This window comes from Streptomyces sp. SBT349, from assembly GCF_001083795.1.
Classification (GTDB): Bacteria; Actinomycetota; Actinomycetes; order Streptomycetales; family Streptomycetaceae; genus Streptomyces.
Map to the genome: position 1 here is coordinate 15,996 of NZ_LAVK01000013.1, position 23,495 is coordinate 39,490.

The following is a 23,495-nucleotide window of genomic DNA, read 5'->3' on the forward strand; positions in this document are numbered from 1 at the left end:
ACGCGGACACCTCCGCCCCGGGGGTGGTACCCGGGGCGGAGGTGTGAACCGACGGAGCGTCGGGCGCGCGGGGGGCGCGCGCGAAGCGAGGGACGCGCGGGCCGGGGCGCGTCGTTCAGGCGCGGAGCAGCGAGCGCAGGACGTACTGCATGATCCCGCCGTTGCGGTAGTAGTCCGCCTCGCCGGGGGTGTCGATCCGCACGGTCGCGTCGAACTCCACGCCGCTGTCGGTGGTGACCTTGACCGTCTCCGGGATGCCGCCCTCGTTGAGCGCGGTGACGCCGGTGAACGTGAACGTCTCCTCGCCGGTGAGCGCGAACGACGCGGCGGTCTGCCCGGCCGGGTACTGGAGCGGCAGCACGCCCATGCCGATGAGGTTCGAGCGGTGGATGCGCTCGTAGGACTCGGCGATCACGGCACGCACGCCCAGCAGCGCGGTGCCCTTGGCGGCCCAGTCGCGCGAGGAGCCCGAGCCGTACTCCTTGCCCGCCAGGACGACCAGCGGGATGCCAGCGGCCTGGTAGCGCTCGGAGGCGTCGTAGATGAACGCCACCGGCGCGTCGTCCTGGGTGAAGTCGCGGGTGTAGCCGCCCTCGGTCCCCGGCGCGATCTGGTTGCGCAGCCGGATGTTGGCGAACGTGCCCCGGATCATCACCTCGTGGTTGCCGCGGCGGGAGCCGTAGGAGTTGAAGTCCCGGCGCTCGACGCCGTGTTCGGTGAGATAGCGGCCCGCCGGGGTGTCGGCCTTGATGGCGCCGGCCGGGGAGATGTGGTCGGTGGTGACCGAGTCGCCGAGCTTGGCGAGCACCCGGGCGCCCTCGATGTCGGTGACCGGCTCCGGGTCCTGCGTCATGCCCTCGAAGTAGGGGGGCTTGCGCACGTAGGTGGACTCCGGGTCCCACTCGAAGGTCGAACCGGACGGGATGGACAGCGCGTTCCACTGGGCGTCGCCCGCGAAGACGTCCGCGTAGCTCTGGCCGAACATCTCCTGGCCGATGGCCGAGGCGACGACCTGCTCGATCTCCTGCTCGGTGGGCCAGATGTCGCGCAGGTAGACCGGCTTGCCGTCCTGGTCGGCGCCCAGCGGCTCGGCGGTGATGTCCACCTTCATGGACCCGGCGATGGCGTAGGCGACGACGAGGGGCGGGGACGCCAGGTAGTTCATCTTGACGTCGGGGTTGATGCGGCCCTCGAAGTTCCGGTTGCCGGAGAGGACGGAGACGACGGCGAGGTCGTTGTCGTTCACCGCCTGGGAGATCTCCTCGGGCAGCGGTCCCGAGTTGCCGATGCAGGTGGTGCAGCCGTAGCCGACCAGGTTGAAGCCGAGCTTGTCCAGGTAGGGGGTGAGGCCGGCGCGGTCGTAGTAGTCCATGACGACCTTGGAGCCGGGCGCCAGCGTGGTCTTGACCCAGGGCTTGCGGGTCAGGCCGCGCTCGACCGCCTTCTTGGCCAGCAGCGCCGCGCCCACCATGACGGAGGGGTTGGAGGTGTTGGTGCAGGAGGTGATGGCGGCGACGGTGACCGCGCCGTGGTCCAGCTCGAACGTGGTGCCGTCCGCGTCCGTGACGGTGACCGGGTGGCTGGGCACCCCGTTGCTGACGGCCGGGGCGTCGGAGGCCGGGAAGGACTCCTTGCCCGCCTCGTCGACGTCGTTGTCCTGCACGTAGGCGCGGACGTCCTCGCTGAACTTCCGCTTGGCGTCGGTGAGCGCGATGCGGTCCTGGGGGCGCTTGGGCCCGGCGATCGAGGGCACGACGCTCGACAGGTCGAGCTCCAGGTACTCGGAGTACTCCGGCTCGCGCGCCGGGTCGTGCCAGAGGCCCTGCTCCTTGGTGTACGCCTCGACCAGGGCGAGCTGCTGCTCGTCACGTCCGGTCAGGCGCAGGTAGGAGATCGTCTCCGCGTCGATCGGGAAGATCGCGGCGGTCGAGCCGAACTCGGGCGACATGTTCCCGATGGTGGCGCGGTTGGCCAGCGGCACGGCGGCCACGCCCTCGCCGTAGAACTCCACGAACTTCCCCACCACGCCGTGCCTGCGCAGCATCTCGGTGATGGTCAGCACCAGGTCGGTGGCGGTGGTGCCGGTGGGCAGCTCGCCGGTGAGCTTGAAGCCGACGACGCGGGGGATGAGCATGGAGACCGGCTGGCCGAGCATGGCCGCCTCCGCCTCGATGCCGCCCACGCCCCAGCCCAGCACGCCCAGGCCGTTGACCATGGTGGTGTGCGAGTCGGTGCCGACCAGGGTGTCCGGGTACGCCTGACCGTTCCTGACCATGACGGTGCGGGCCAGGTGCTCGATGTTGACCTGGTGCACGATCCCGGTGCCGGGCGGCACCACCTTGAACTCGTCGAACGCGCTCTGGCCCCACCGCAGGAACTGGTACCGCTCGCGGTTGCGCCCGTACTCCAGCTCCACGTTCTGCTGGAACGCCTGCGGGGTGCCGAACTTGTCGGCGATGACGGAGTGGTCGATGACCAACTCGGCGGGGGCCAGCGGGTTGACCTTGGAGGCGTCGCCGCCGAGCTCCTTGACCGCCTCGCGCATGGTGGCGAGGTCCACCACGCAGGGCACGCCGGTGAAGTCCTGCATGATGACGCGCGCCGGCGTGAACTGGATCTCCCGGCTCGGCTGGGCGCTCGCGTCCCAGCCGCCGAGCGCCCGGATGTGGTCGGCGGTGATGTTCGCGCCGTCCTCGGTCCGCAGCAGGTTCTCCAGAAGGACCTTCAGACTGAAGGGCAGGCGGCGCGAGCCCTCCACCTTGTCCAGCCGGAAGATCTCGTAGGACTCGTCGCCCACCCGCAACGTGCTGCGGGCGTCGAAGCTGTTCGCCGACACGACTGTCTCCTTCACCACAAGCTTTCGCGCGTACTCGTCAGATATCTCGATGTCGAGATAACCCTAACGCATCCGGTCGGCGGATGAGCGAACGGGCGGGGGGTGTTGTGTCCCGGTGGCGCGGCTGCCGAAGCGGGGCAGGCGCGGGGCAGGCGCGGGGCGCGGTCTCGACGACCGGCGCGGCGAGCGAGGTGGCGCTTCGAGCGGGCCGCCACCGCGGGCTCCCCCGGCCGGGCGTACGGGGTGGGGTGACGCCGGGGCCCCCGGATGCCGGATCGCGACACGCCGACACACCGGCGTGTCACCACCCGAATGGCCGCACCAGTCAGGCGTCATCTCATATGTGAGATAAGCTCGGTCACATGATCGACGACTACCTCGCCCGGATCGGACAGCTCATTCGGGACGCACGTCAACATCGTGGCTGGACCCAGGTCCAGCTCGCGGAAGCACTCGGGACCAGCCAGAGCGCGGTCAATCGCATCGAGCGGGGGAATCAGAACATCAGCCTTGAGATGATCGCCCGCATCGGTGAGGCCCTGGACAGCGAGATCGTTTCGCTGGGTTACGCGGGGCCGATGCACCTGCGCGTGGTCGGCGGCCGGCGGTTGCACGGCAGTATCGACGTCAAGACGAGCAAGAACGCCTGCGTCGCCCTGCTCTGCGCCACCCTGCTCAACTCGGGGCGTACCGTCCTGCGACGGGTCGCCAGGATCGAGGAGGTCTTCCGCATCCTGGAAGTCCTCAGCTCGATCGGCGTCCGCAGCCGCTGGATCAACGAGGGGGCGGACCTGGAGATCACCACGCCCGCCGAGCTCGACCTGAACTCCATCGATCTGGAGGCGGCGCGGCGCACGCGCAGCATCATCATGTTCATGGGTCCGCTGCTGCACCGGACGGATCAGTTCAAGATCCCCTACGCGGGCGGCTGCGACCTCGGCACGCGGACCGTCGAGCCGCACATGGCGGCGTTGCGGCGGTTCGGCCTGGAGGTCACGGCGACCGAGGGCATGTACCACGCCACGGTCAACCGGCAGGTGACGCCCCAGCGGCCCATCGTGCTGACCGAGCGCGGGGACACCGTCACGGAGAACGCGCTGCTCGCCGCCGCCCGGCACGACGGCGTGACCGTCATCCGCAACGCCTCGTCCAACTACATGGTCCAGGACCTGTGCTTCTTCCTGGAACAGCTGGGCGTGCGGGTCGAGGGCGTGGGCACCACGACGCTCACCGTGCACGGCGTGCCGGAGATCGACCGGGACGTGGACTACTCGCCCTCCGAGGACCCGGTGGAAGCGATGAGCCTGATCGCCGCGGCGGTCGTCACCGAGTCCCAGCTGACCATCAGGCGCGTGCCGTTGGAGTTCCTGGAGATCGAGCTGGCCGTGCTGGAGGGCATGGGCCTGGATCACGACCTGGGCGCGGAGTACCCGGCGGACAACGGCCGCACCCGGCTGGCGGACCTCACCGTCAGGCCCTCCAAGCTGGAGGCGCCGATGGACAAGATCCACCCGATGCCGTTCCCCGGTCTGAACATCGACAACGCGCCGTTCTTCGCGGCGATCGCGGCCTCGGCGCACGGCTCGACGCTCATCCACGACTGGGTCTACGACAACCGGGCCATCTATCTGACCGATCTCAACCGCCTCGGCGGGCGTCTCCAGTTGCTCGACCCGCACCGGGTGCTGGTCGAGGGGCCGACGCGCTGGCGCGCGGCGGAGATGATGTGCCCGCCGGCGCTGCGCCCCGCGGTGGTCGTGCTGCTGGCGATGATGGCGGCCGAGGGCACCTCGGTCCTGCGGAACGTGTACGTCATCAACCGCGGCTACGAGGATCTGGCCGAGCGGCTCAACTCCGTGGGCGCGCAGATCGAGACCTTCCGCAACATCTGATCCACCCCGGCCGTCGCAGCCCCTCCGGCCGGCGGAAACGCCGAGCCGGCCGGGCCGCGGCGGCGTCTGCGGGACTGACCGGAGCGGGGCTGCGGGTCTCCGAGGACGTCAGCGTGGTCGGCTTCGACGGCCTCCCCGAGGCCCGCTGGGTGCCCCTGGCGCCGATCGGACGAGGGGCGGGCCCGGCCGTCCGCGTCACCGAGGGCCGCCCTGTTCCGCTCCCGCCGAGGAACGTTCCGCGGGGTCCCTGGCGAGCCTGGGGAGGATGCGCGCCTCCAGTGCCTCCGCGAGCGTGGGTGCCGAGGCGTCCCGTTCGGAGAGCAGCGGGGAGTCGATGCCCGACCAGTCGATGGCGAGCGTGGGTCGAGGGGGTGGACGGTGGGTGATCTCCAGCTCGCCGCGCCACGAGGGCGCGATGGCGTGCACCGCCTCGTGGACGGCCGGGGTGAACAGGTAGACGCCCACCAGCGCCAGGTCGCTCTTGGGCCGCGCCGGCTTCTCCTCCAGCCCGATCACCCGTCCCCCGGGGCCGAGTTCGGCGACGCCGAAGGCCGTGGGGTCCGGTACCTGGGTGAGCAGGATCTGTGCGTCCGGCCGGTCGGCGCGGAACGTCTCGACCAGCCCGGTGATACCGCCGACGATGAAGTTGTCCCCGAGGTACATCACGAAGTCGTCGTCGCCGAGGAACTCACGGGCGATCAGCACCGCGTGGGCCAGGCCCAGCGGGGTCTCCTGCGGTATGTAGGTGACGTTCAACCCGTGCTTCGCACCGGCGCCGACCGCCTCGCGGATCTCCGCCGCGGTGTCCCCCACGATGATGCCGACTTCGGTGATTCCGGCGTCGGCGATCGCCTCCAGACCGTAGAAGAGCACCGGCTTGTTCGCCACCGGCACCAACTGCTTCGCCGAGGTATGGGTAATCGGCCGGAGCCGGGTACCGGCGCCGCCGGAGAGAACGAGAGCCTTCATGGGCCTACGCCATACCGTTCTGAATCGAGTCCGGCCGGGGGCCGGGCATGCCTGCCCACCAGGTCCTCCAGCAGGTAAAGGACCTCGGTGGGTGCGGACTGTGCGGCGATCTCCGCCCGGATCGAGCGGGCGCGATCCCGGTAGGACGGCGTGGACAGCAGCTCCTCGGCGGCTTGGGTGAGCCGCTCCGGATTCTGCTCGCCCGTCGACAGGGTGATCGCCGCGCCGTAGTCGGAGATGCGGTCGCACGGCGGGATCATCCTGGGGATGTTCGGGATCAGCAGCTGGGGGACACCCGCGTTGAGCGCGGTGAGCGCGGTCTGGCCGCCGCCGTGATGCACGATCAGGTCGCAGGTGGTGAGCAGGATGTCCAGGGGCAGCCATCCCGCCCGGATCCCGGGTTCGGCGGCCCGCAGCCGCTCGGCGACCGCCCGTGGGGCGGCGACGGCCAGTTCCACGCCCAGGCCGCCGATGCCGTCGACGAGTTCCCTCAGATAGGCGATGTCCTCGTCCTGGGACACCCTGCTGCCGGCCGTCACACACACGCGCGGGCGCTCGCCGCGGCGGTACATCCATGGCTCAAGCGCGCGTTGCTCGTTGTACGGGATGAACCGCATGTCCGCCCGCGGCCCTTCCGAGGTGGCGCGCAGGCTCGGCGGGCAGATGTCGACCCACAGGTCGGTCCCGGGGATCCCGCTCAGACCCAGCGCCTTCAGCTCGGGTGCGAGCTCGGCCTCGGCGCCTCGGTCGATCCCGGGCGGCTCGCCCAGGTCCCAGGTGTGCCGGACGAACGGTACGCCCAGCCGCGCGGCGAGCAGCGGCGCCGCGTAGCAGAGGGAGCCGCCGACGACCAGGTCCGGGGGCCGGTCGGCGGCGAGGGCGCGCAGACCTGGCAGGCCGGCGGCGGCCAGCCGGCCGAAGCCCCGGCCGTTGAAGAAGAGCCGTTCCTCCGGGTCCTCCGGCGGGCCGAGCGTGCGGCCGTCGCGGTCGATGAACATGAACTGCCGCATGGTCCCGCCCGTGACGGGCACCGCGGGCAGTCCGACCGCGGATACAGCTCGTGCGGCTCCAGGACGACGCCGATCCGGGCGAGCATCGGGAAGGACGAGGTGAGCACCCGGGCGACGCCGTCGGCGCCGAACGGGCCGCTGGCCCCCTGCGGGCCCTTGCCGCCGCCGTCGCCGACCATCCCGTGGCCATCGGCCCCGAGACAGCTCAGCAGCCGCGAGCCGACGTGGACGACGTGGACGATGTGGACGAGGGCAAGATCGCCCCATGGCTGGAACACTCGGCGATGAACCTCCGGCATCCGAACGCGCGGCGGCGTTCGCTCCACGCCTTCGAGGCGCGGATCCTCGCCGCGAGGGAGTCTTCGATGGCCACTGCCGGAGGCGTCATGCCGCGGCCCAGCAGCCGACGAGGTGAGGCCACCGAGGAGCGCCTCGTTAGGGTCGGGGGCGAGCGGACGGCCGTGGCGGTCGTATGGGGCTAGGGCGGAGAGGCCGGTGGGGGGACGATGAGGGACGCGCTGGAAGGTTGGATACGAGTTCCCGTAGGCGCCGAGAAGCAGCGCTGGAGCACGCGCGGAAGGTGCCGGACGGTCCTTGTCGTGACGCACAACGTGACCTCGACCACTCGGCTGCTGGATGTCCTGCCGCTGTTCCGCGATGACCTGCGCGTCCAGTTGCTGGCCACCTGTACGGGGTCGTCCCCGTACCAGGCCGGCATCTCGGAACTTCTGGCGGAGGTCGGCGTTCCGGTGCTTCCTTGGGCCCAGGCGACACGAACCCGCGTGGACCTGGCCATCACCGCCAGCCTGGGCGGCCAACTCGACCAGATCCAGGGGCCTTTGGTCGTTCTCTCCCATGGTGCCGGATATAATAAGATACTTGCGAGCCGCGAGCCGCGAGCCGCGAGCCGCGAGCCGCGAGCCGCGAGCCGCGAGCCGCGAGCCGGTGTTCGGGTTCGGCCCGGAGTGGCTGCTGGCCGATGGGAAGCCGATCGCGGACGCCATGGTGCTCTCGCATCCGGAACAGCTCGACCGGCTGCGTGTCGCGTGTCCGCCTGCCGTCGCCAGTGCTGTGCTCGCCGGAGACCCGTGCTACGACCGGCTCCTCGCCGCGCGTCCCCACCGCGAACGGTTCCGCCGCGCCCTGGGGGTGCGTCACGGTCAACGACTGGTGCTGCTGAGCTCCACCTGGAATCCGGAGTCGCTCTTCGGCGACGGTGACGAGGACGTGCTGGCCCCGCTGCTTCCGCGGCTCACCGGGGAGTTGGCCGCGGACGAGTACCGGGTGGCGGCCGTGCTGCACCCGAACATCTGGTTCGGCCATGGGCCGGGACAGATCCGGATGTGGCTGGACCGCGCGCGACGCGGCGGGCTGACGCTCGTCGAGCCGGTCCACGAGTGGCGGCAGGCGCTCATCGCCGCGGACGTCGTGCTGGGCGACTTCGGCTCCGTCTCCTACTACGCGGCGGCTCTGGGGACGCCGGTACTCCTCGGTGCCACGCACCCGGCCGGGCTCGGTCACGACTCGCCGGTCGCCGCCTTCACCCGGCAGGCTCCGCGCCTGGACGCCCGCATGCCCCTGCGCCCCCAGTTGGAGGCGGCGACCGCCGCGCACCGGCCGCTGCCGGAACCGGCGTCGCTGACCAGTTCGGCGCCGGGGCAGTCGGCCGGGCTGCTGCGGCAGACGTTCTACCGCCTGATGGGCGTGCCGGAGCCGGACGAGCCGGCGCTGCTGGCTCCTCTCCCCCTGCCTGCCTGTGCCGCGCCGGTTCGCACCGCGCCGATCCGCGTGGTGACCCGGCTGCTGGACGCCGGGCGCATCGCCGTGGCGCGGTACGCGGATCCGGGCCGCGATCCGGGCGGCGAGGGCGAGGCGCACACCGCCGTCCACGAGGACACCCTCGACCCGAGTCGACTCTCGCTCGCCGACGTGATCGTCCGGTACGGGGCACCGGATGACCCACGCCTCGGTCCACCGGCCGACTGGGCCGCCGACGTGCTGCGGCGTCATCCCTACTGCGCGCTCGCCGCGTACGTCACCGGGCCGGGCAGCTGCACCGTCCTCCCCCGCGGGGGCCGACCGCTCACGCTGGTCGCCGACCCCTCGGCCGCCGACCCCGCCGCGTACGCCTCGGCGCTGCACACGTGGCTGGCGGCGGGAAAGGGGCTGGCGGAGCTCGGCGAGAGGATGACCGTGGTCACCGGACAGGCCGCCCACGAGGTCCTCGTCCGGCCGTCGGCCCCCACTCGGTCTACCTTCCGTCCTGGGTGAGGTCCGGACCGTTGACGCAGCTCTCGCGCAGGGCCCGCAGATGGGCGAGGTGGTACTGCGCGCCCTCGCCGGTGAGGAGGGAGACCGCCTCGTCGATCAGCGGCAGCGCCTCGGCACGCCGCTCGGCGAAGAAGTACAGCTCGGCCCGGTCCGTCAACGTGCGCGCCGTGTTGTACGGGTCGCTCCCCCGGAAGAACTCCAGCGCCCTCGTCAGCAGCCCGTCCGCCTCCTCCCAGCGGGCGAGCCCACGCATGGCCAGGCCACGGCGGGCCCGACCTCGGTGGCGCAGGAGCAATGCCCTGGCCCGAGGCAGGTCGCGCGCGCCCTCGCCGCCGGGCGCGATGCCGTCCAAGATCCGGTCCGCGTCCTCGAAATGGCGCTCCGCCTGGGCGAACTCCCACTGCGCGAGCGCGACCAGCCCCGCCACCTCTGTCGCCGTGGCCTGCCCGCGCAGGTGGCCCGCCTCCCGTTCGGCGGCGAGGGCGGCCTCAGCCGCTCTCTCGGCACCCTCGAAGTCACGGCACTCCAGCAGGGCCAGTGCCAGGAACGTGTGCATGCGTCCGGCCAGACGAGTCCCAGGGAACTGCTCGTCTGCCGCTCCGGCAGCCGCCCGCAGGGCCGGCAGGACCTCCTCGTGGCGCCCGTCCTTCAGCTGCACCGGCCACAACGCCTCGCACAGCGCGCAGGCGGTCTCCCCCAGGCCGAACTCCGCGGCGGCCAGCACCGCAGCGACCAGTGTCGGCAGTTCGTCACGGAGAGCCGCGAGGGCCTCGGCCTGGCCGGCGTACGTCCCCGCGGGGACCGTCCGGAATGCCTCGCTGACATGCCAGTTCCGGGGATGGGCGGTGCGGGCGGCCGCGACCGCGAAGTCCCGGTGGGTGACGATCACCCGCTGCATCGCCCTGCCGCACCCCGCGACGCCGTCCTCGGTCATCGCTTCGCGTTCGGCGTGCGCGCGGACCGACGGCCGGTACCGGTAGCCGCCGTCGCCCAGGTGCTCAAGCAGATTCACCTCCGCGAGCCCCTCCAGCAAACGGGCCGCCTCCCCGGCGCCGGTCTCCGCCACGACCGCCGCCGCGCCGGGGCGGACGGCGGGCCACGGCCACAGCGCCATGCGCCGGTACAGCCGGGCGGCGGGCGACTCAAGCCCGCGATAGGTGGCATCGAGAACGGCACTCAGCGCGTCGCTGTCCGACCCGGCCATACCGCGTTCCCCTCGTTCGTCGGGCCGCCGCCCTGCCGCCAGGGCCAGACCGGCCGTCCACAACGCCAGCGCCGAACCGCCGCAGCGCGCGACCAGCGCCCGGTCCACCAGCCGCCGCTCCCCCGCGAGTTCGGTCAGCAGCCGCAGCGCGTGCCGGTCCGGCAACGGCCCGACCTCGATCGTTTCCGCATCCACCCCCGGCAGCCTGCGTCGGCTCACGACGATGGCGAACACACCAGGAGCCGACGTCAGCAACGGCCGCACCTGGGCCGCCGAATGCGCGTGGTCGAGAACGATCAGCATGCGCCGAGTGTCAACGACCTCCCGGAAGAGAGCAGCACGCTCGGCAAGGCCGGGAGGGATCTCCTCGGTCCTCAGCCCCAGCGCACGCAGTGCCTGCCGAACGGCAAGCGAAGCGTCCAGCCCACCGTCGGCGTCGCTGCCCCGCAGATCGACATAGAGCTGTCCGTCGGGGAACCGCTCCGCCGACTGCCAGCCGAAATGGATGACCAGCCCCGTCGTGCCGATCCCCTCCTCGCCGAGCAGCAGCGCGCGACGCGGACGCCCGTCCGGTGCGCGCCTCGCTTCCCGGCCGAGTCTGTCCAGTGGCCTGTCCCTGTCCTGGAAGAACCTGTTCCCCTCCGGCAACCGAGGAACCGTCCGAACGCCCGGCGCACGCCCCAGCGTCCGGCCGACCAGCCTCTCCATCTCGCTCAGCCGCCGGGCGAGAACAGGATCACGCCGACCACTCTCGAACAACCGAAGCGCCAGATCATCCGTCGGCCCCGGCCTGCGCGCGTCATCCTCCCCCCTTCCGAACAGTCCCCCGATCAGCAGGTAGAGCTGCTTGCCCGCCTCGCCTCCCATACCCGACGCCACAGCACCCAGCATCGCCGAGATCGCCGCCAGCGACACGGGATCCACCATCGGACTCTTCCCCCTCCGACCGCAGCACCGAGCCCGGCACCGCCCGACGTAGCGTCACCATCTTCCCAGCCACCCGCGACCACCACCACAGCCGCCGTAGCCGTCGTGAAGACCCCGCTGCTGTCCAAACCCCCGGCGTGGGCCGCCCGTTGCCAGATGCCGACAAGCCGCCCACGACATCAACTGGGCGATGTCAGCATCGTCAACGTGCGTGACAACAGCGGACGATGACCCTCATACCACCACGATGAGCGGGATCCGGACCCGCGAGTCCGGTGTCGTGCACGGCGAGGCACGGGAACGCATCGCCGTTCAACGCCGCAGGTCATCAGGCTGCCCTGTCTCTTCCGCAACATCTGACCCACCCCGGCCGCCGGGGCGTCTCGGCGCTGCCGAAGGCGGCGTCGTGCCGCGTGTCTCGCCCGCCACGTCGTGCTATGCGTCCTCCGTGTCGATCACGTCCGCCAGGACCCGCAGACCTGCGGCGATCTGGTGGCCGCTGGGCACCTGCTTCGGATCGATCAGCCACTGCACGATCAGCCCGTCGGCCAACGCGCCGGACACCGCCGACACGGCGCGGGCCGTCTCGGCATCGAGGTCGGGACGTACGGCCTTGGTGTGCTCGGCACCTTTGGCCACCTGTCCGGCGTGGAGCCTCGCGAACCGCTCTCGCAGTTCGGGCGAGCGTTCGATCTGCGACCATGCCTCGACGTGCGCGATCAGCAGTGGCTTGTGCGCGTCGAACTCGGCCAGGACGCGGTCCCAGGCGCCGGGCAGGCGCCGGGGGTCCTCCGTGCTCAGCTGCGCCAGCATGTCGCTCAACTCCGCGATCGCCTGCATCAGCGCGGCGTCGAGAAGAGCTTCCTTGGAGCCGTAGTGGTATCCGATCGAGGCCAAGTGAGTGCCGGGAGCGGCGGCCACGATGTCGCGGGCGGTGGTCCGAGCGTAGCCGCGCTCGTACAGGCAACGCTTCGCTCCTTCGAGCAGGTCCTCGCGACTTCCCATGGGTGTGAGCATAGCGTGTACATCCGTACTTGACGAGCGTCTTAGACGCTTGTACACATTGCTGCATGACCTCCCCCTCCACCACCCCCTCGACCAAGGCGAGCCGCAAGGAGTGGATCGGCCTGGGCGTCCTGACCGTGCCCGCCTTGCTGGTGTCCATGGATCTCTCGGTGCTGTTCATGGCCGCGCCCCGGATCAGCGCCGATCTGCGGCCCAGCACAGGCCAGTTGCTCTGGATCATGGACATCTACGGCTTCCTGATGGCCGGGCTGCTCATCACGATGGGCACCCTGGGCGACCGGATCGGCCGGCGGCGGCTGCTGATGCTCGGTGCCGTCGCCTTCGGAGGCGCCTCACTGCTGGCCGCCGTCTCCAGCAGCCCCGAGACGCTGATCCTCGCCCGCGCGTTGCTCGGTGTCGGCGGGGCGACTCTCGCCCCGTCCACGCTGGCGCTGATCCGCACCATGTTCCGCGACGACGCCCAGCGGCGCACCGCGGTCGCGGTCTGGACGGCGGCCTTCGGCGCCGGGGTCCCCATCGGCTCGATCATCGGCGGGCTGCTCGTCGAGCGCTTCTGGTGGGGATCGGTCTTCCTGATCAACATCCCGGTGATGGTGCTGCTCCTGACCCTGGCCCCGCTGCTGTTGCCGGAGCACGCCGATCCCCTTCCCGGACGCTTCGACCTGCTCGGCGCGGCACAGTCGATGGCGGCCATCCTGGCGTGCGTCTGGGGGTTGAAGAAACTGGCCGAGGACGGGCTCGCGGTCCCGCCGTTCGTCGCCATCGCCGCCGGGCTGGCCACGAGCTACCTGTTCGTCCGGCGCCAACGCGCCGCCGCCCAGCCGCTGATCGACCTCGGTCTGTTCCGGCGTCCCGCGTTCTCGGCGGCCATCGGCTCCAACGTCGTCCTCACCGTGGCCTCGGCCGGAGTCGGCATGCTGGTCGTCCAGCACCTTCAACTCGTCCTCGGCTACCGGCCGTTCGTCGCCGCACTCTGGATGATTCCCATGGTCGGCATGACGGTGGTCGGCATCGTGGTGGGCACCGTCATCGTGCGCTGGGTGCGCCCCGGATTCGTCATCGGCGCCGGACTGGCGTGTGCCGCCACCGGCTTCGGCCTGCTCACCCGGCTGGAGGCCGAGGACACCGTCGGGGCGCTCCTGACCGGCTACAGCGTGCTCGGACTCGGGATGGGCATGGCCATCACCCTGGCCTACAACCTCGTGGTGGCCACCGCACCGCCGCGGAACGCCGGCACGGCAGCCGCTCTCAACGAGACAGGAACCGAACTCGGTGGCGCCCTCGGCATCGCCATCCTCGGCAGCATCGCCACCGCCGTGTACGAGCGGGACATCAGCAGGGCCCTTCCCGGAGATGTGCCCGCGGGCGCGGCCGACGCGGCCGGCTCCACACTGGGCGGGGCGCTCGTCGCAGCCGAGCAACTGCCCAGTCGGCTCGCCGAATCGGTGACCCAGGCCGCCACGACGGCCTTCACCAACGGGATCAACACCACCGCGGCCGTCGGAGCGGGACTGCTGGCTCTCAGCGCGGTCGTGGCCGCGACCGCGCTCCGCGGCGTGCGCATCGACGACGGCCACTCCGGGGAGCACGGACACTAGCCTCCGCATTCCGTTCGGGTCCGGCCGAGCTGCCCGGGGGTGATGTCAGAAGCCGAGGACCGATCCGGAGATGTGGTAGCACTGGGAACACAGGCTGCTGGCCATCGGACCCGCGCAGGAGTGGCTCCTCTTCGGGCCGAACGAATCCACCACCTCCCAGCCCCGGGGCCGGTGCGCGGACGGCGCCATGCACTCCTTCCTCCTCCACGCCCCCGACAGCGGCGGACAGGTGACGGTCGAGACGTTCCCCCAGGGCCACGGCACCTCGCGCTTCCGTCCCGCCTCCTGACCACGGCCGGGCGCGCGCTACTTCGGGTCGCGGTTGAACAGCGCCGTGGACCAGGGGTAACCGAGCACGGTCAGGCCCAGGCACCAGGCGACCGCCAGCCATCCGTGGTGCCCGATCTCGGTGCCGAGCAGCAGGCCGCGCAGGGTCTCGATGGCCGGGGTGAACGGCTGGTACTCGGCGATCGGCTGGAACCAGCCCGGCATCGTCTCGGCCGGGATGAACGCGGTCGAAATGAGCGGCAGGAGGATCAGCGGCATGGCCATGTTGCTGGCCGCCTCGGGGTTCGGGCTGGACAGGCCCATGCCGACCGCGATCCAGGTGAGCGCCAGGGCGAACAGCGCGAGCAGGCCGAACGCCAGGACCCACTCCAGGACGGTGGCGTCGGTGGAGCGGAAGCCGATGGCCACGGCGACGGCGCCGACGACGACGACGACGACCACGCTCATGATCGACTGGAGCACGCCGCCGATGACATGCCCGATGAGCACGGAGCCACGGTGGATCGCCATCGTGCGGAAGCGGGCGACGATGCCCTGGACCATGTCCATGGAGATGGACACCGCGGTGCCGATCGTGGTGCTGCCGATGGTCATCAGCAAGAGGCCCGGCACGAGGTAGGCGATGTACTCGGAACGGTCGGCCCCGCCGCCGCCGATGCCCGCGCTCATCACATCTCCGAAGATGTAGACGAAGAGCAGCAGCAGCATGACGGGCGTGAGCAGCAGGTTCAGGGTGAGGGAGGGGTAGCGCCGCGCGTGCAGGAGGTTGCGGCGCAGCATCGTGGACGAGTCGCGGACGGCAAGGGGCAGGAAGCTCATCGGACGGTCTCCTCGGGCTGGTCGGGGACGTCGCTGCCGCCGGTCAGGGCGAAGAACACGTCGTCGAGGTCGGGGGTGTGCACGGTCAGTTCGTCCGCCTCGATGCCGGCCGCGTCCAGCCAGTCGAGGATGGAGCGCAGCTCGCGCTGGCTGCCGTCGCTGGGGATCTGCAACGCGAGGGCCTCGTCGTCCCGGGCGGCCTCGCGCAGGGTCGCGGCGGCGGACTGGTACGCGGCCGGGTCGGCGAACCGCAGCCGCACATGCCCGCCCGGGACGAGGCGCTTCAGCTCCCCGGCGGTGCCCTCGGCGGCGATCCTGCCGTCGTTCAGCACCGCGATACGGTCGGCGAGTTCATCGGCCTCGTCCAGGTACTGGGTGGTCAGGAACACGGTGACACCGTCGGAGACGAGCTCGCGGATGATCTGCCACATGGTGTGGCGGCTGCGCGGGTCGAGGCCGGTGGTCGGCTCGTCGAGGAAGATGATCCGCGGGGCGCCGACCAGCGTCATGGCGATATCCAGGCGGCGCTTCATGCCGCCGGAATAGGTGGAGACTGGCTTCTTGGCGGCCTCCACCAGGTCGAAGCGCTCCAGCAGCTCGGCGGCGACCCGGCGGCCCTCGCGCTTGGACAGGTGGTGCAGGTCCGCCATGAGAAGCATGTTCTCCTCGCCGGTGATCAACCCGTCGACGGCGGAGAACTGCCCGGTCACACCGATCGCGGCCCGCACCCCGTCCGGAGACGTGGCGATGTCGTGGCCCCCGACCTGGGCCTGCCCGCCGTCGGGGGTGATGAGGGTGGAGAGGATCTTGACGGCGGTGGTCTTGCCGGCGCCGTTGGGCCCGAGCAGCGCGAACACGGACCCGGCGGGGATGCGCAGGTCGATGCCGTCGAGCACGGTCGTGCCGCCGTACGACATGCGCAGGCCGACGGCGGAGACGGCGGCCGGTGACGGGTGACCGCCGTTCCGACTGGATGTGGACATGACAGATGAAGGCATGGAGTCGCCCCGTTCGAAGGCTGAAGTGAACTGGTTGGCGGGGGGGTGAGGTCGTCGGGCCGGGCGCCGGGGCCCTCGGCGAATTGCCGACTCCGGATCGCCGCACGCGGCCCCGAGCACGGCCGGATCGCGGGCCACCTGGCCGAGGCGCGTGCTGCCACCCTCGGCGTGGCCGCGGGCCGTGGCTATGCCGTCCGCGGATCCGGGGTGAACGCCCGGGGCCACCGGCCGGCCGGATGGCGGCCCGACCCCGTGTTCCCGGTGGGCGTCGGGGGCCGGGGCGGCGTCACTCGCAGAACACCTTCACCGTGGCGTCGGGGTCGTCGACGTCGACGGTGAGGTCGTCGAGATGCTCGATGAGCTCCTCAAGGTGCTGCGGCTTGAGCTCGCCGAGGTCGATCGGCACCCCGGACTTGTGCAGCTGCGCGTTGACCTTGGTGAGCGCCTGCGGGGGGACAAGGCTCGTGAGCCGGACCCCGGCGCGCAGCAGCTGGAGCGGGACGCGGACGTTGACCCGGCCCGGCCCGTCGCCGCCGGAGCTGTCCTCCCAGTTCACCACCATGCGCAGGTACTTGGGTCGAGGCTTCGGGCGGGAGGTGGCCCCCGGCGGCGACTCGGGCTTCTCCCGTTCGAGGGCGTCGATCAGCCGCTCGGCCTCGTCCGCGGTGATCTTGCCCTCAGCCAGCATCTGCAGGACCTGACGGCGCTGCTCGTTCATGGTCGCCCCTTCTCCTCCGACTCATCTGACGCTTACCAGTACGGCCGTTCGGCCGTATTCGATCTCGACCCGGGTGCCGGGCAGCGCCCACAGCAGTCGCCCGGCGCCGCGCAGCGCGCCCACCGGGCTCACCCGCGTCGCCAGGCAGGCGATCAGCCCGCCCGCCACGGCGAGCAGCAGCAGCGGTGACGCCACCAGCAGGACCGGCAGGACCGGGACGTACAGCCGCAGGCCGCGGCCGCGTGGACGGCGATAGCGCACCGTCACCAGCTGCGGGATCACCGGGAACCCTCCAGCTCGGCCAGCGCCTCCTCGGCGCTGATCTCCCCCCGCCGCAGGCGGTCGACGACGTCGGCGGCGCCGGTGGGGGCCGGGTCGGTGTCGACGAAGTCGAGGTGCTCGGCGATCCGTTTCAGCCGGGACTTGATCGTGGGGTAGCTCACCCCGAAGATCCGTTCCATCTCCTTGATCGAACCGTGCGACCGCACGAACGCGGCGACGAACACCTGGTCGTCGACGCCGAGCCGGGCCAACTGCGGCGGCTCGAACTGCCCCTCGACCACGACGCCGCTGTCGGCGAGGCGGACCCGCTCGACCACGAACGGCTGTCCGCGCGTCAGGTCCGTCAGCTCCTGCCAGTCCACCCTCGGCTCCCTGCACTCGGCGACACGCTCACCAGTCATATGTACCTTGACTTTTTTAAGGCGTCAACGCGCGGATCTTAATTTTCTCAATGTTCTCCCCCGCGCGCAGCCCACAGATGGAGAACCGAATGACCCTTCCACGGACGATTGACACCGCACGAGCGGCTACAGATAGTGGCCCTACAGGCACGGATGGGGACGGGGGAGATCCTGTGGAGCCGCTCACCCTTCCCGATCAGCAGCGGGTACTCGGCCGTGATCACCCCCATACTCCGGCCACCCGCGACGCACTGGCCTACTGGGAGGAACAGCCGGAGCCTTCCGCGCCCGGCGGGGCCGTGAGCGGGCTGCGAGAGCTGCTGTGGGCTGCCGGGGCCGATCGGCCGCACACCCTGGCGACCCGGCACCACCTCGCCGACTGGCGGTCCGGGCGGATTCGCCGACTGCCGTCCGGGCTGCGCAGCACCGGGTCCTGAGGCCGCCTCCGGCCGGGCCTCCACGGCGGAGACGGGGCACGGCGCGCGGGGCCAGTCGCCCGCCCGCGGAGCCGGCAGCTCACCGGACCGGGAATCGCGCGGTGTTCCAGGCGCGCCAGACGCGGCGGGTGTTGGGCAGGTCGGGGTGGTCGAGGAGCCAGAGTACGTAGCCGACGTGGCGCTGGGCCCAGGGGTCGTGGCTCCGGGCCGCCGTGGCGAGCCGGGCTCGGAGGTCCGGGCCGTCGACGGCCCGCGCGACGCGTACGTAGCCGCGGTCCTTGCAGCGGTAGGGGCATTGGACGACGATCCCGACGAGGTCGACGAGCTTCGCCCGGACGGGGGCGGCGTGCTCCGCCACCGCCACGTCCCGCAGGAGGGCCTGCTTCGTGCCCCACTTCTTGGCGTGCAGGGTCCACTCCCGGGGGTACCTCGCCTCCCACTCCAGGAACAGCAGCGCGTACGGAAGACCCGGCCAGGACCTGATGTCTCCGGGCGGGCGGTTCCACAACGCGTCCGGCAGCACGTACCCGCAGGCGGCCTGACGCGTCGCGAACGCCTCCCGGACGGCGGGGTCCCGGTAACCCGATCCCATCTCCCGCATCAACGCGTTGAACCGTTCCGTCGCCTCTCCGACACGCCTTCGCGCCTCGGCCAGACGTGTCAGCGCCGCGGCCCGTTCGGTGGGGTCCTCCGCGATGAGCCCCTGCGCCCAGCCCAGCCTCGCGTTCCACTCGGCCCTGGCATCGGTATCGGCATCGGCATCGGCATCGGCTCCCGGATCCGCTCTCTTCGTCACAGTGAGATCATCCACGGCGGCTTCGGCGAGGGACGGCCCGCACCGTCGAGAGGCGGGAACGGTCGGCGGCACGGCGGTTGGCTAACCTGCACGGGTGACCACCGATCTGACCCTGCTGCCGCGCGTCGCCTATCGGGGACAGGAGGTCACCGCGCCCCGGCTCCGTGGCCTCCTCGCGCTGCTCGCGGGCGACCTGCGCACGGGCTGCGGCACCGAGCGGCTCGTGGCAGGGCTGTGGCCGGACGAGTTGCCGGAGCGGCCGGGAAAGGCGGTGCAGGTCCTCGTGTCCAGGGCGCGGTCGCTGCTGGGCGCCGATGTCATCGCCAGCACGCCGACCGGATACCGGCTCACCCTCGCCGAGGACCAGGTCGACAGCTCCGCGCTGCTGCTCCGGGCCGCCGCGAGCGCGGACCGGGCCAGGGCCGGGGACCACGCGGGGTCGCTGGCGGCGGCCGAGGCCGGGCTGGCGTTGTGGGAGGGCACCCCGGACGGCGTCGGCGGCACCGACGACCCCGTGGCCTCGTTGCGCACCGAGCGCGCCCCCGTCCGCGGCACGCTCGTGCGTGCGCGGGCGCTCGCGCTCGCGCGCCTCGGGCGACACGCGGAGGCGGCCGGGCCGCTGGCCGTGGCCGCCGCGGAGCATCCGCGCGACGAGGAGGTGCTCGCCGAGCTGCTGCGCGGCGAGGCGGCGACGGCGGGTCCCTCCGCCGCGCTGACGCGGTACGAGGCGTACCGCCGTGAGCTGCGCGACGAGCTCGGCACGGATCCGGGGGCCGGGCTCAAGGCCGTGCAGCGGGAACTGCTGCACGGCGAGGCTCCGTTGGTCCGGCACGGCGTGCCGCACGACCCGAACCCGCTCCTCGGCCGGGGCGAGGACATCGCGGAGGTGCGGCTGCTGCTGCGCGCCTCCCGCGCCGTCACCGTCGTCGGCCCCGGCGGCCTCGGCAAGACCCGGCTCGCGCACGCCGTCGGCCGCCGGGCCGAACAGCGCGTGGTGTACTTCGTGCCGCTCGCGGGCGTCACCGCCGACGGGGACGTGGCCGCGGAGGTGGCCTCCGCGCTCGGCACGGGCGAGGGGCGGCACGGCGCCATGAGCGGCCATGCCTCGGCCGACCCGGTGCCCGGCATCCTCGGCGTGCTCGGCTCCGGGCCCGCCCTGCTGGTCCTGGACAACTGCGAGCAGGTCATCCGGGGCGCGGCCGACCTCGTGCGGGCCCTGGTCTCCTCGTCGAAGGACCTGCGGGTGCTCGCCACCAGCCGGGCCCCCCTCGGCCTGACATCGGAGGCGGTGTACGCGCTGCCGGAGCTCGGACTCGACACCTCCATCGAGCTGTTCACGCAGCGGGCCAGGGCCGCCCGGCCCGGCGTGGAGCTGCCGCGGGACGCGGTGGCCGAGCTGTGCCGCCACCTCGACGGGCTGCCGCTCGCCGTGGAACTGGCCGCCGCCCGCGTGCGGGTGCTGTCCGTACCGGAGATCGCCCGCCGCCTCGGCGACCGGTTCGCGTTGCTGCGCGGCGGGGCCCGGGACGTACCGGAGCGGCACCGCACGCTGCACGCGGTCGTGGACTGGAGCTGGAACCTCCTCGACGAGGACGCCCGCGCCGCGCCGCGCACGCTGTCCGTCTTCCCCGGCGGCTTCTCCGGCGAGGCGGCGGAGCAGGTGCTGGGCGAGGACGCGCTGCCGCTGCTCGAACAGCTGGCCGATCAGTCGCTGGTGACCGTGGCCGACACCCCGGCCGGGGTGCGGTTCCGGATGCTGGAGACGGTGCGGGAGTTCAGCGCGGCCCGGCGCGCGGAGGCGGGTGAGGACGAGGAGGCCATCGGCCGCTTCCTCGCCTGGGCGCGGGGCTTCGGCCTCGCGCATCACGACGTGCTCTTCGGCGCCGAGCCCCTCGCCCACTGGGAGTCGCTGCGGGCCGAGCAGGACAACCTGGTCCTCGCCCTGCGCCACGCCCTCGCCCGCGGGGACGCCCCGACGACCGCGTCCTGCACCGCCATGCTCGCCGCCATCTGGTCCACCGGCTCCAGCTTCGAGCGCCTCGCCGCCCTCGCCGCCGACACCGGCCCGGCGCTGTCGCACTACCGCCCGGACGCGGCGCACACCGAAGTGGCCCGTACCGCCGCGGCGGTGTGCACCGCCACGCTCTTCCTCGGCTTCGGCCCCAGCCCGGTGCGCCAGCTCGTCACCCTGCGCCGGCTGCCGCCGGCCCGGCCCGACACCCTCATCCGGGCGCTCGCCCAGGTGCTGTGCGCGGTGCCGCGGCTCCGGCCGCCCGCGTACGCGGCGTTGCAGGAGCTGTGCGACAGCCCCGAACCGATGCTCTCGGGCATCGCCGAGGCCGTCGCCAGCTATGTCTGGGAGTACGAGCACGACCTGGAGCGGGCGATCGAGGCCGCCCGCCGGATGGCCGCCGCGCTGGAACCGCTCGGCAATCCCATCGCCGAGATCCTCTCCCAGGGCCGGCTGAGCGAGCTGAGCCTCCACGCCGACCGGGGCGAGGAGGCGTACGAGCGGCAGCTGGCCATATTCGACGCACTGCACCGGCTCGGCGACCACGGCGACTCCATCGGCGTCCGCTGGGGCCTGGCGCTGGCCTGCCTGCAACGTGGCACCGTGGACGAGGCCGAGGAGTGGCTGCGGCAGGCGGAGGAGGACCAGTCGGCGAACGCCGGGCTCTACATGCCCGATCTCGGGATCCGCGCCGAGATCGCCATCGCCCGCGGCACCACCGAGGTCGGCCTCGGGCTGTGGCGGCGGGCGGTGGCCAGGCTGCGCGAGAACGGGCCGGGCCAGTACCCGGACCCGTATCCGGACCCGTATCCGGACCCGTACATGGACCCGTGGGCGCTACAGATCTTCGGCACCGCCCTGACCGCGCACGCGTGGGCCGGACGGCTGGAGCCGGTCGGGGGGCTGCTGGTGGAACTGCGGGAGCGGCTGCGCGCGCTGCTGGCCCGCCGGGCCGCCCCCTCTCCCCAGCTCTCGGCGTACGGCACCGCGCTGTACGGGCTCGCCGTGGCCGGGCTGACCGCGGGCGACGCCTCGGCGGTGCGGCTGCTGGCGCTGGCCGAACGGCTGGGCGTGCTGCGGGAGTTCCAGCCGACGATGGCCGCCGACCGGGCCCGGCGGGCGGCCCTGGACGCGGACGGGGCGGCGTACACCGACGCGGTGTCGGAGTACGCCGCCCTCGGCCGGGACGGGCTGCGGGAAGCCACCCGCGCGGCTATCGCGGATCGCGGTTGAACTGCGCCTTCGACCAGAAGGAGCCGAGCACGGCCAGCCCCAGGCACCAGGCGACCGCCAGCCATCCGTGGTGCCCGATCTCGGTGCCGAGCAGCAGGCCGCGCAGGGTCTCGATGGCCGGGGTGAACGGCTGGTACTCGGCGATCGGCCGGAACCAGCCCGGCATGGCGTCGGCCGGGACGAAGGCCGTCGAGATCAGCGGCAGGAGGATCAGCGGCGTCGCATTGTTGCTGGCCGCCTCGGCGTTCGGGCTGCCCATGCCCATCCCGACCGCGATCCAGGTGAGCGCCAGGGCGAACAGCGCGAGCAGCCCGCACGCCGCGAGCCACTCCAGGACGGTGGCGTCGGTGGAGCGGAAGCCGATGGCCACGGCGACGGCGCCGACGACGACCACGCTGGCGACGGACTGGAGCACGCTGCCCACGACGTGCCCGATGAGCACGGAGCCGCGGTGGATCGCCATCGTGCGGAAGCGGGCGATGATGCCCTCGGTCATGTCGGTGGAGACGGACACCGCGGTGCCGACCACGGTGCTGCCGATGGTCATCATCAGGATGCCCGGGACGAGGTAGGCGATGTACTCGGAACGGTCGGCGCTGCCGCCGCCGATGCCCGCGCTCATCGCGTCGCCGAAGATGTAGACGAAGAGCAGCAGCAGCATGACGGGCGTGAGCAGCAGGTTCAGGGTGAGGGAGGGGTAGCGCCGCGCGTGCAGGAGGTTGCGGCGCAGCATCGTGGACGAGTCGCGGACGGCAAGGGGCAGGAAGCTCATCGGACGGTCTCCTCGGGCTGGTCGGGGACGTCGCTGCCGCCGGTCAGGGCGAAGAACACGTCGTCGAGGTCGGGGGTGTGCACGGTCAGTTCGTCCGCCTCGATGCCGGCCGCGTCCAGCCAGTCGAGGATGGAGCGCAGCTCGCGCTGGCTGCCGTCGCTGGGGATCTGCAACGCGAGGGCCTCGTCGTCCCGGGCGGCCTCGCGCAGGGTCGCGGCGGCGGACTGGTACGCGGCCGGGTCGGCGAACCGCAGCCGCACATGCCCGCCCGGGACGAGGCGCTTCAGCTCCCCGGCGGTGCCCTCGGCGGCGATCCTGCCGTCGTTCAGCACCGCGATACGGTCGGCGAGTTCATCGGCCTCGTCCAGGTACTGGGTGGTCAGGAACACGGTGACACCGTCGGAGACGAGCTCGCGGATGATCTGCCACATGGTGTGGCGGCTGCGCGGGTCGAGGCCGGTGGTCGGCTCGTCGAGGAAGATGATCCGCGGGGCGCCGACCAGCGTCATGGCGATATCCAGGCGGCGCTTCATGCCGCCGGAATAGGTGGAGACTGGCTTCTTGGCGGCCTCCACCAGGTCGAAGCGCTCCAGCAGCTCGGCGGCGACCCGGCGGCCCTCGCGCTTGGACAGGTGGTGCAGGTCCGCCATGAGAAGCATGTTCTCCTCGCCGGTGATCAACCCGTCGACGGCGGAGAACTGCCCGGTCACACCGATCGCGGCCCGCACGGCCTGCGGGTCGGTGGCCAGGTCGTGGCCGCCGACGTGCAGGTCGCCGGCGTCGGCGGTGATGAGGGTGGACAGGATCTTCACGGCGGTGGTCTTTCCGGCGCCGTTGGGCCCCAGGAGGGAGAAGACCGTGCCCGCCGGCACGGCCAGCTCGATGCCGTCGAGGACCTTCTTCTCACCGAAGGACTTGTGCAGCCCCCTGGCCGCGATGGCGAGTGCGTTCGTTGTCGTCGTCATGCGGCACACCGTGCGGCAGGGCCGGTTCAACCCGGTTTCAGC

General features: G+C 71.9%; 18 protein-coding genes and 1 pseudogene. 6 read left to right on the plus strand and 13 right to left on the minus strand.

Translation table 11 applies throughout. The features are described from left to right. Positions 1 to 115 precede the first annotated feature (115 nt). Positions 116 to 2,836 carry an aconitate hydratase AcnA gene (acnA, locus tag ADY01_RS03105; protein WP_049565037.1) on the minus strand — a complete coding sequence of 907 codons (2,721 nt, stop codon included), beginning with the start codon at positions 2,834 to 2,836 and terminating at the stop codon, positions 116 to 118. Positions 2,837 to 3,198: 362 nt separating this feature from the next. Here acnA and ADY01_RS03110 point away from each other — a divergent pair, with 362 nt between their 5' ends. Further along, positions 3,199 to 4,728 carry a helix-turn-helix domain-containing protein gene (locus ADY01_RS03110; RefSeq protein WP_049565039.1) on the plus strand — a complete coding sequence of 510 codons (1,530 nt, stop codon included), beginning with the start codon at positions 3,199 to 3,201 and terminating at the stop codon, positions 4,726 to 4,728. A 378-nt stretch (positions 4,729 to 5,106) separates the two neighbouring features. Here the strand turns inward: ADY01_RS03110 and ADY01_RS03115 are convergent. Both ADY01_RS03115 and ADY01_RS03120 read right to left on the minus strand, forming a co-directional pair. Further along, positions 5,107 to 5,697, minus strand: a pseudogene (locus ADY01_RS03115) (sugar phosphate nucleotidyltransferase); the annotation flags it as partial. Then, positions 5,694 to 6,728 (minus strand): nucleotide disphospho-sugar-binding domain-containing protein, encoded by a 1,035-nt coding sequence (locus ADY01_RS03120; RefSeq protein ID WP_053170447.1) that lies wholly within the window; start codon positions 6,726 to 6,728, stop codon positions 5,694 to 5,696. The pseudogene ADY01_RS03115 and the gene ADY01_RS03120, both read right to left, overlap by 4 nt. Positions 6,729 to 6,757: 29 nt before the next feature. On the opposite strand from ADY01_RS03120, the gene ADY01_RS39625 reads away from it, so the two are divergent. Together ADY01_RS39625 and ADY01_RS03130 are read left to right on the plus strand one after the other, a co-directional pair. After that, positions 6,758 to 7,189, plus strand: a complete 432-nt coding sequence (locus ADY01_RS39625) for a hypothetical protein (RefSeq protein WP_053170450.1) — start codon at positions 6,758 to 6,760, stop codon at positions 7,187 to 7,189. 397 nt (positions 7,190 to 7,586) lie between these two features. After that, positions 7,587 to 8,978, plus strand: coding sequence for a hypothetical protein (locus ADY01_RS03130; protein WP_234320036.1), 1,392 nt, complete (start codon positions 7,587 to 7,589; stop codon positions 8,976 to 8,978). Here the strand turns inward: ADY01_RS03130 and ADY01_RS03135 are convergent. Together ADY01_RS03135 and ADY01_RS03140 are read right to left on the minus strand one after the other, a co-directional pair. Next, the gene (locus tag ADY01_RS03135) at positions 8,959 to 11,109 is read right to left on the minus strand and encodes a hypothetical protein (protein WP_049565044.1); all 2,151 of its coding nucleotides are present in this window, start codon (positions 11,107 to 11,109) and stop codon (positions 8,959 to 8,961) included. The two genes, ADY01_RS03130 and ADY01_RS03135, sit on opposite strands and share 20 nt — an antisense overlap. Positions 11,110 to 11,544: 435 nt before the next feature. Beyond that, complete coding sequence (locus tag ADY01_RS03140; RefSeq protein ID WP_063784102.1) at positions 11,545 to 12,114, minus strand: TetR/AcrR family transcriptional regulator; 570 nt, start codon at positions 12,112 to 12,114, stop codon at positions 11,545 to 11,547. A 65-nt stretch (positions 12,115 to 12,179) separates the two neighbouring features. Here ADY01_RS03140 and ADY01_RS03145 point away from each other — a divergent pair, with 65 nt between their 5' ends. Continuing rightward, positions 12,180 to 13,733, plus strand: coding sequence for an MFS transporter (locus ADY01_RS03145; protein ID WP_049565048.1), 1,554 nt, complete (start codon positions 12,180 to 12,182; stop codon positions 13,731 to 13,733). Between the two features lie 306 nt (positions 13,734 to 14,039). Here ADY01_RS03145 and ADY01_RS03150 read toward each other — a convergent pair whose 3' ends face one another. The 5 genes from ADY01_RS03150 to ADY01_RS03170 all read right to left on the minus strand — a co-directional run bounded on the left by ADY01_RS03150 (position 14,040) and on the right by ADY01_RS03170 (position 17,239). Further along, entirely contained in the window at positions 14,040 to 14,840 is an 801-nt protein-coding gene (locus ADY01_RS03150) for an ABC transporter permease (protein WP_049565050.1), read from the minus strand. Beyond that, positions 14,837 to 15,823, minus strand: coding sequence for an ATP-binding cassette domain-containing protein (locus ADY01_RS03155; RefSeq protein WP_049565053.1), 987 nt, complete (start codon positions 15,821 to 15,823; stop codon positions 14,837 to 14,839). Before ADY01_RS03155 ends, ADY01_RS03150 begins: the two co-directional genes overlap by 4 nt. A 301-nt stretch (positions 15,824 to 16,124) precedes the next feature. Further along, the gene (locus tag ADY01_RS03160; protein ID WP_049565055.1) at positions 16,125 to 16,556 is read right to left on the minus strand and encodes an SHOCT-like domain-containing protein; all 432 of its coding nucleotides are present in this window, start codon (positions 16,554 to 16,556) and stop codon (positions 16,125 to 16,127) included. 21 nt (positions 16,557 to 16,577) lie between these two features. Further along, on the minus strand, positions 16,578 to 16,838 hold the full coding sequence (locus ADY01_RS03165) for a hypothetical protein (RefSeq protein ID WP_049565057.1): 261 nt from the start codon (positions 16,836 to 16,838) through the stop codon (positions 16,578 to 16,580). Next, positions 16,835 to 17,239, minus strand: a complete 405-nt coding sequence (locus ADY01_RS03170; protein ID WP_049565061.1) for a DUF2089 domain-containing protein — start codon at positions 17,237 to 17,239, stop codon at positions 16,835 to 16,837. The genes ADY01_RS03165 and ADY01_RS03170 overlap by 4 nt, the downstream gene beginning before the upstream one ends. A 173-nt stretch (positions 17,240 to 17,412) precedes the next feature. On the opposite strand from ADY01_RS03170, the gene ADY01_RS03175 reads away from it, so the two are divergent. After that, positions 17,413 to 17,676 carry a hypothetical protein gene (locus tag ADY01_RS03175; RefSeq protein ID WP_049565063.1) on the plus strand — a complete coding sequence of 88 codons (264 nt, stop codon included), beginning with the start codon at positions 17,413 to 17,415 and terminating at the stop codon, positions 17,674 to 17,676. A gap of 79 nt (positions 17,677 to 17,755) precedes the next feature. Here ADY01_RS03175 and ADY01_RS03180 read toward each other — a convergent pair whose 3' ends face one another. Continuing rightward, positions 17,756 to 18,472: a hypothetical protein gene (locus ADY01_RS03180; RefSeq protein WP_234320037.1), complete on the minus strand. Its 717-nt coding sequence runs from the start codon at positions 18,470 to 18,472 to the stop codon at positions 17,756 to 17,758. A 94-nt stretch (positions 18,473 to 18,566) separates the two neighbouring features. Between ADY01_RS03180 and ADY01_RS03185 the strand changes: the two genes are divergently transcribed. After that, positions 18,567 to 21,716, plus strand: a complete 3,150-nt coding sequence (locus ADY01_RS03185; protein WP_049565065.1) for an ATP-binding protein — start codon at positions 18,567 to 18,569, stop codon at positions 21,714 to 21,716. Here ADY01_RS03185 and ADY01_RS03190 read toward each other — a convergent pair. Both ADY01_RS03190 and ADY01_RS03195 read right to left on the minus strand, forming a co-directional pair. After that, positions 21,697 to 22,488 carry an ABC transporter permease gene (locus ADY01_RS03190; RefSeq protein WP_049565067.1) on the minus strand — a complete coding sequence of 264 codons (792 nt, stop codon included), beginning with the start codon at positions 22,486 to 22,488 and terminating at the stop codon, positions 21,697 to 21,699. The genes ADY01_RS03185 and ADY01_RS03190 overlap by 20 nt on opposite strands. Beyond that, the gene (locus tag ADY01_RS03195; RefSeq protein ID WP_049565069.1) at positions 22,485 to 23,453 is read right to left on the minus strand and encodes an ATP-binding cassette domain-containing protein; all 969 of its coding nucleotides are present in this window, start codon (positions 23,451 to 23,453) and stop codon (positions 22,485 to 22,487) included. The genes ADY01_RS03190 and ADY01_RS03195 overlap by 4 nt, the downstream gene beginning before the upstream one ends. Positions 23,454 to 23,495: the final 42 nt, after the last annotated feature.

Bases quoted from the DNA above. Each gene is read 5' to 3' on its own strand.
- ADY01_RS03110 (WP_049565039.1), top strand. From the start codon at position 3,199: ATGATCGACGACTACCTCGCCCGGATCGGACAGCTCATTCGGGACGCA.
- ADY01_RS03135 (WP_049565044.1), bottom strand. From the start codon at position 11,109: ATGGTGGATCCCGTGTCGCTGGCGGCGATCTCGGCGATGCTGGGTGCT.
- ADY01_RS03140 (WP_063784102.1), bottom strand. From the start codon at position 12,114: ATGGGAAGTCGCGAGGACCTGCTCGAAGGAGCGAAGCGTTGCCTGTAC.
- ADY01_RS03145 (WP_049565048.1), top strand. From the start codon at position 12,180: ATGACCTCCCCCTCCACCACCCCCTCGACCAAGGCGAGCCGCAAGGAG.
- ADY01_RS03150 (WP_049565050.1), bottom strand. From the start codon at position 14,840: ATGAGCTTCCTGCCCCTTGCCGTCCGCGACTCGTCCACGATGCTGCGC.
- ADY01_RS03155 (WP_049565053.1), bottom strand. From the start codon at position 15,823: ATGTCCACATCCAGTCGGAACGGCGGTCACCCGTCACCGGCCGCCGTC.
- ADY01_RS03160 (WP_049565055.1), bottom strand. From the start codon at position 16,556: ATGAACGAGCAGCGCCGTCAGGTCCTGCAGATGCTGGCTGAGGGCAAG.
- ADY01_RS03170 (WP_049565061.1), bottom strand. From the start codon at position 17,239: ATGACTGGTGAGCGTGTCGCCGAGTGCAGGGAGCCGAGGGTGGACTGG.
- ADY01_RS03190 (WP_049565067.1), bottom strand. From the start codon at position 22,488: ATGAGCTTCCTGCCCCTTGCCGTCCGCGACTCGTCCACGATGCTGCGC.
- ADY01_RS03195 (WP_049565069.1), bottom strand. From the start codon at position 23,453: ATGACGACGACAACGAACGCACTCGCCATCGCGGCCAGGGGGCTGCAC.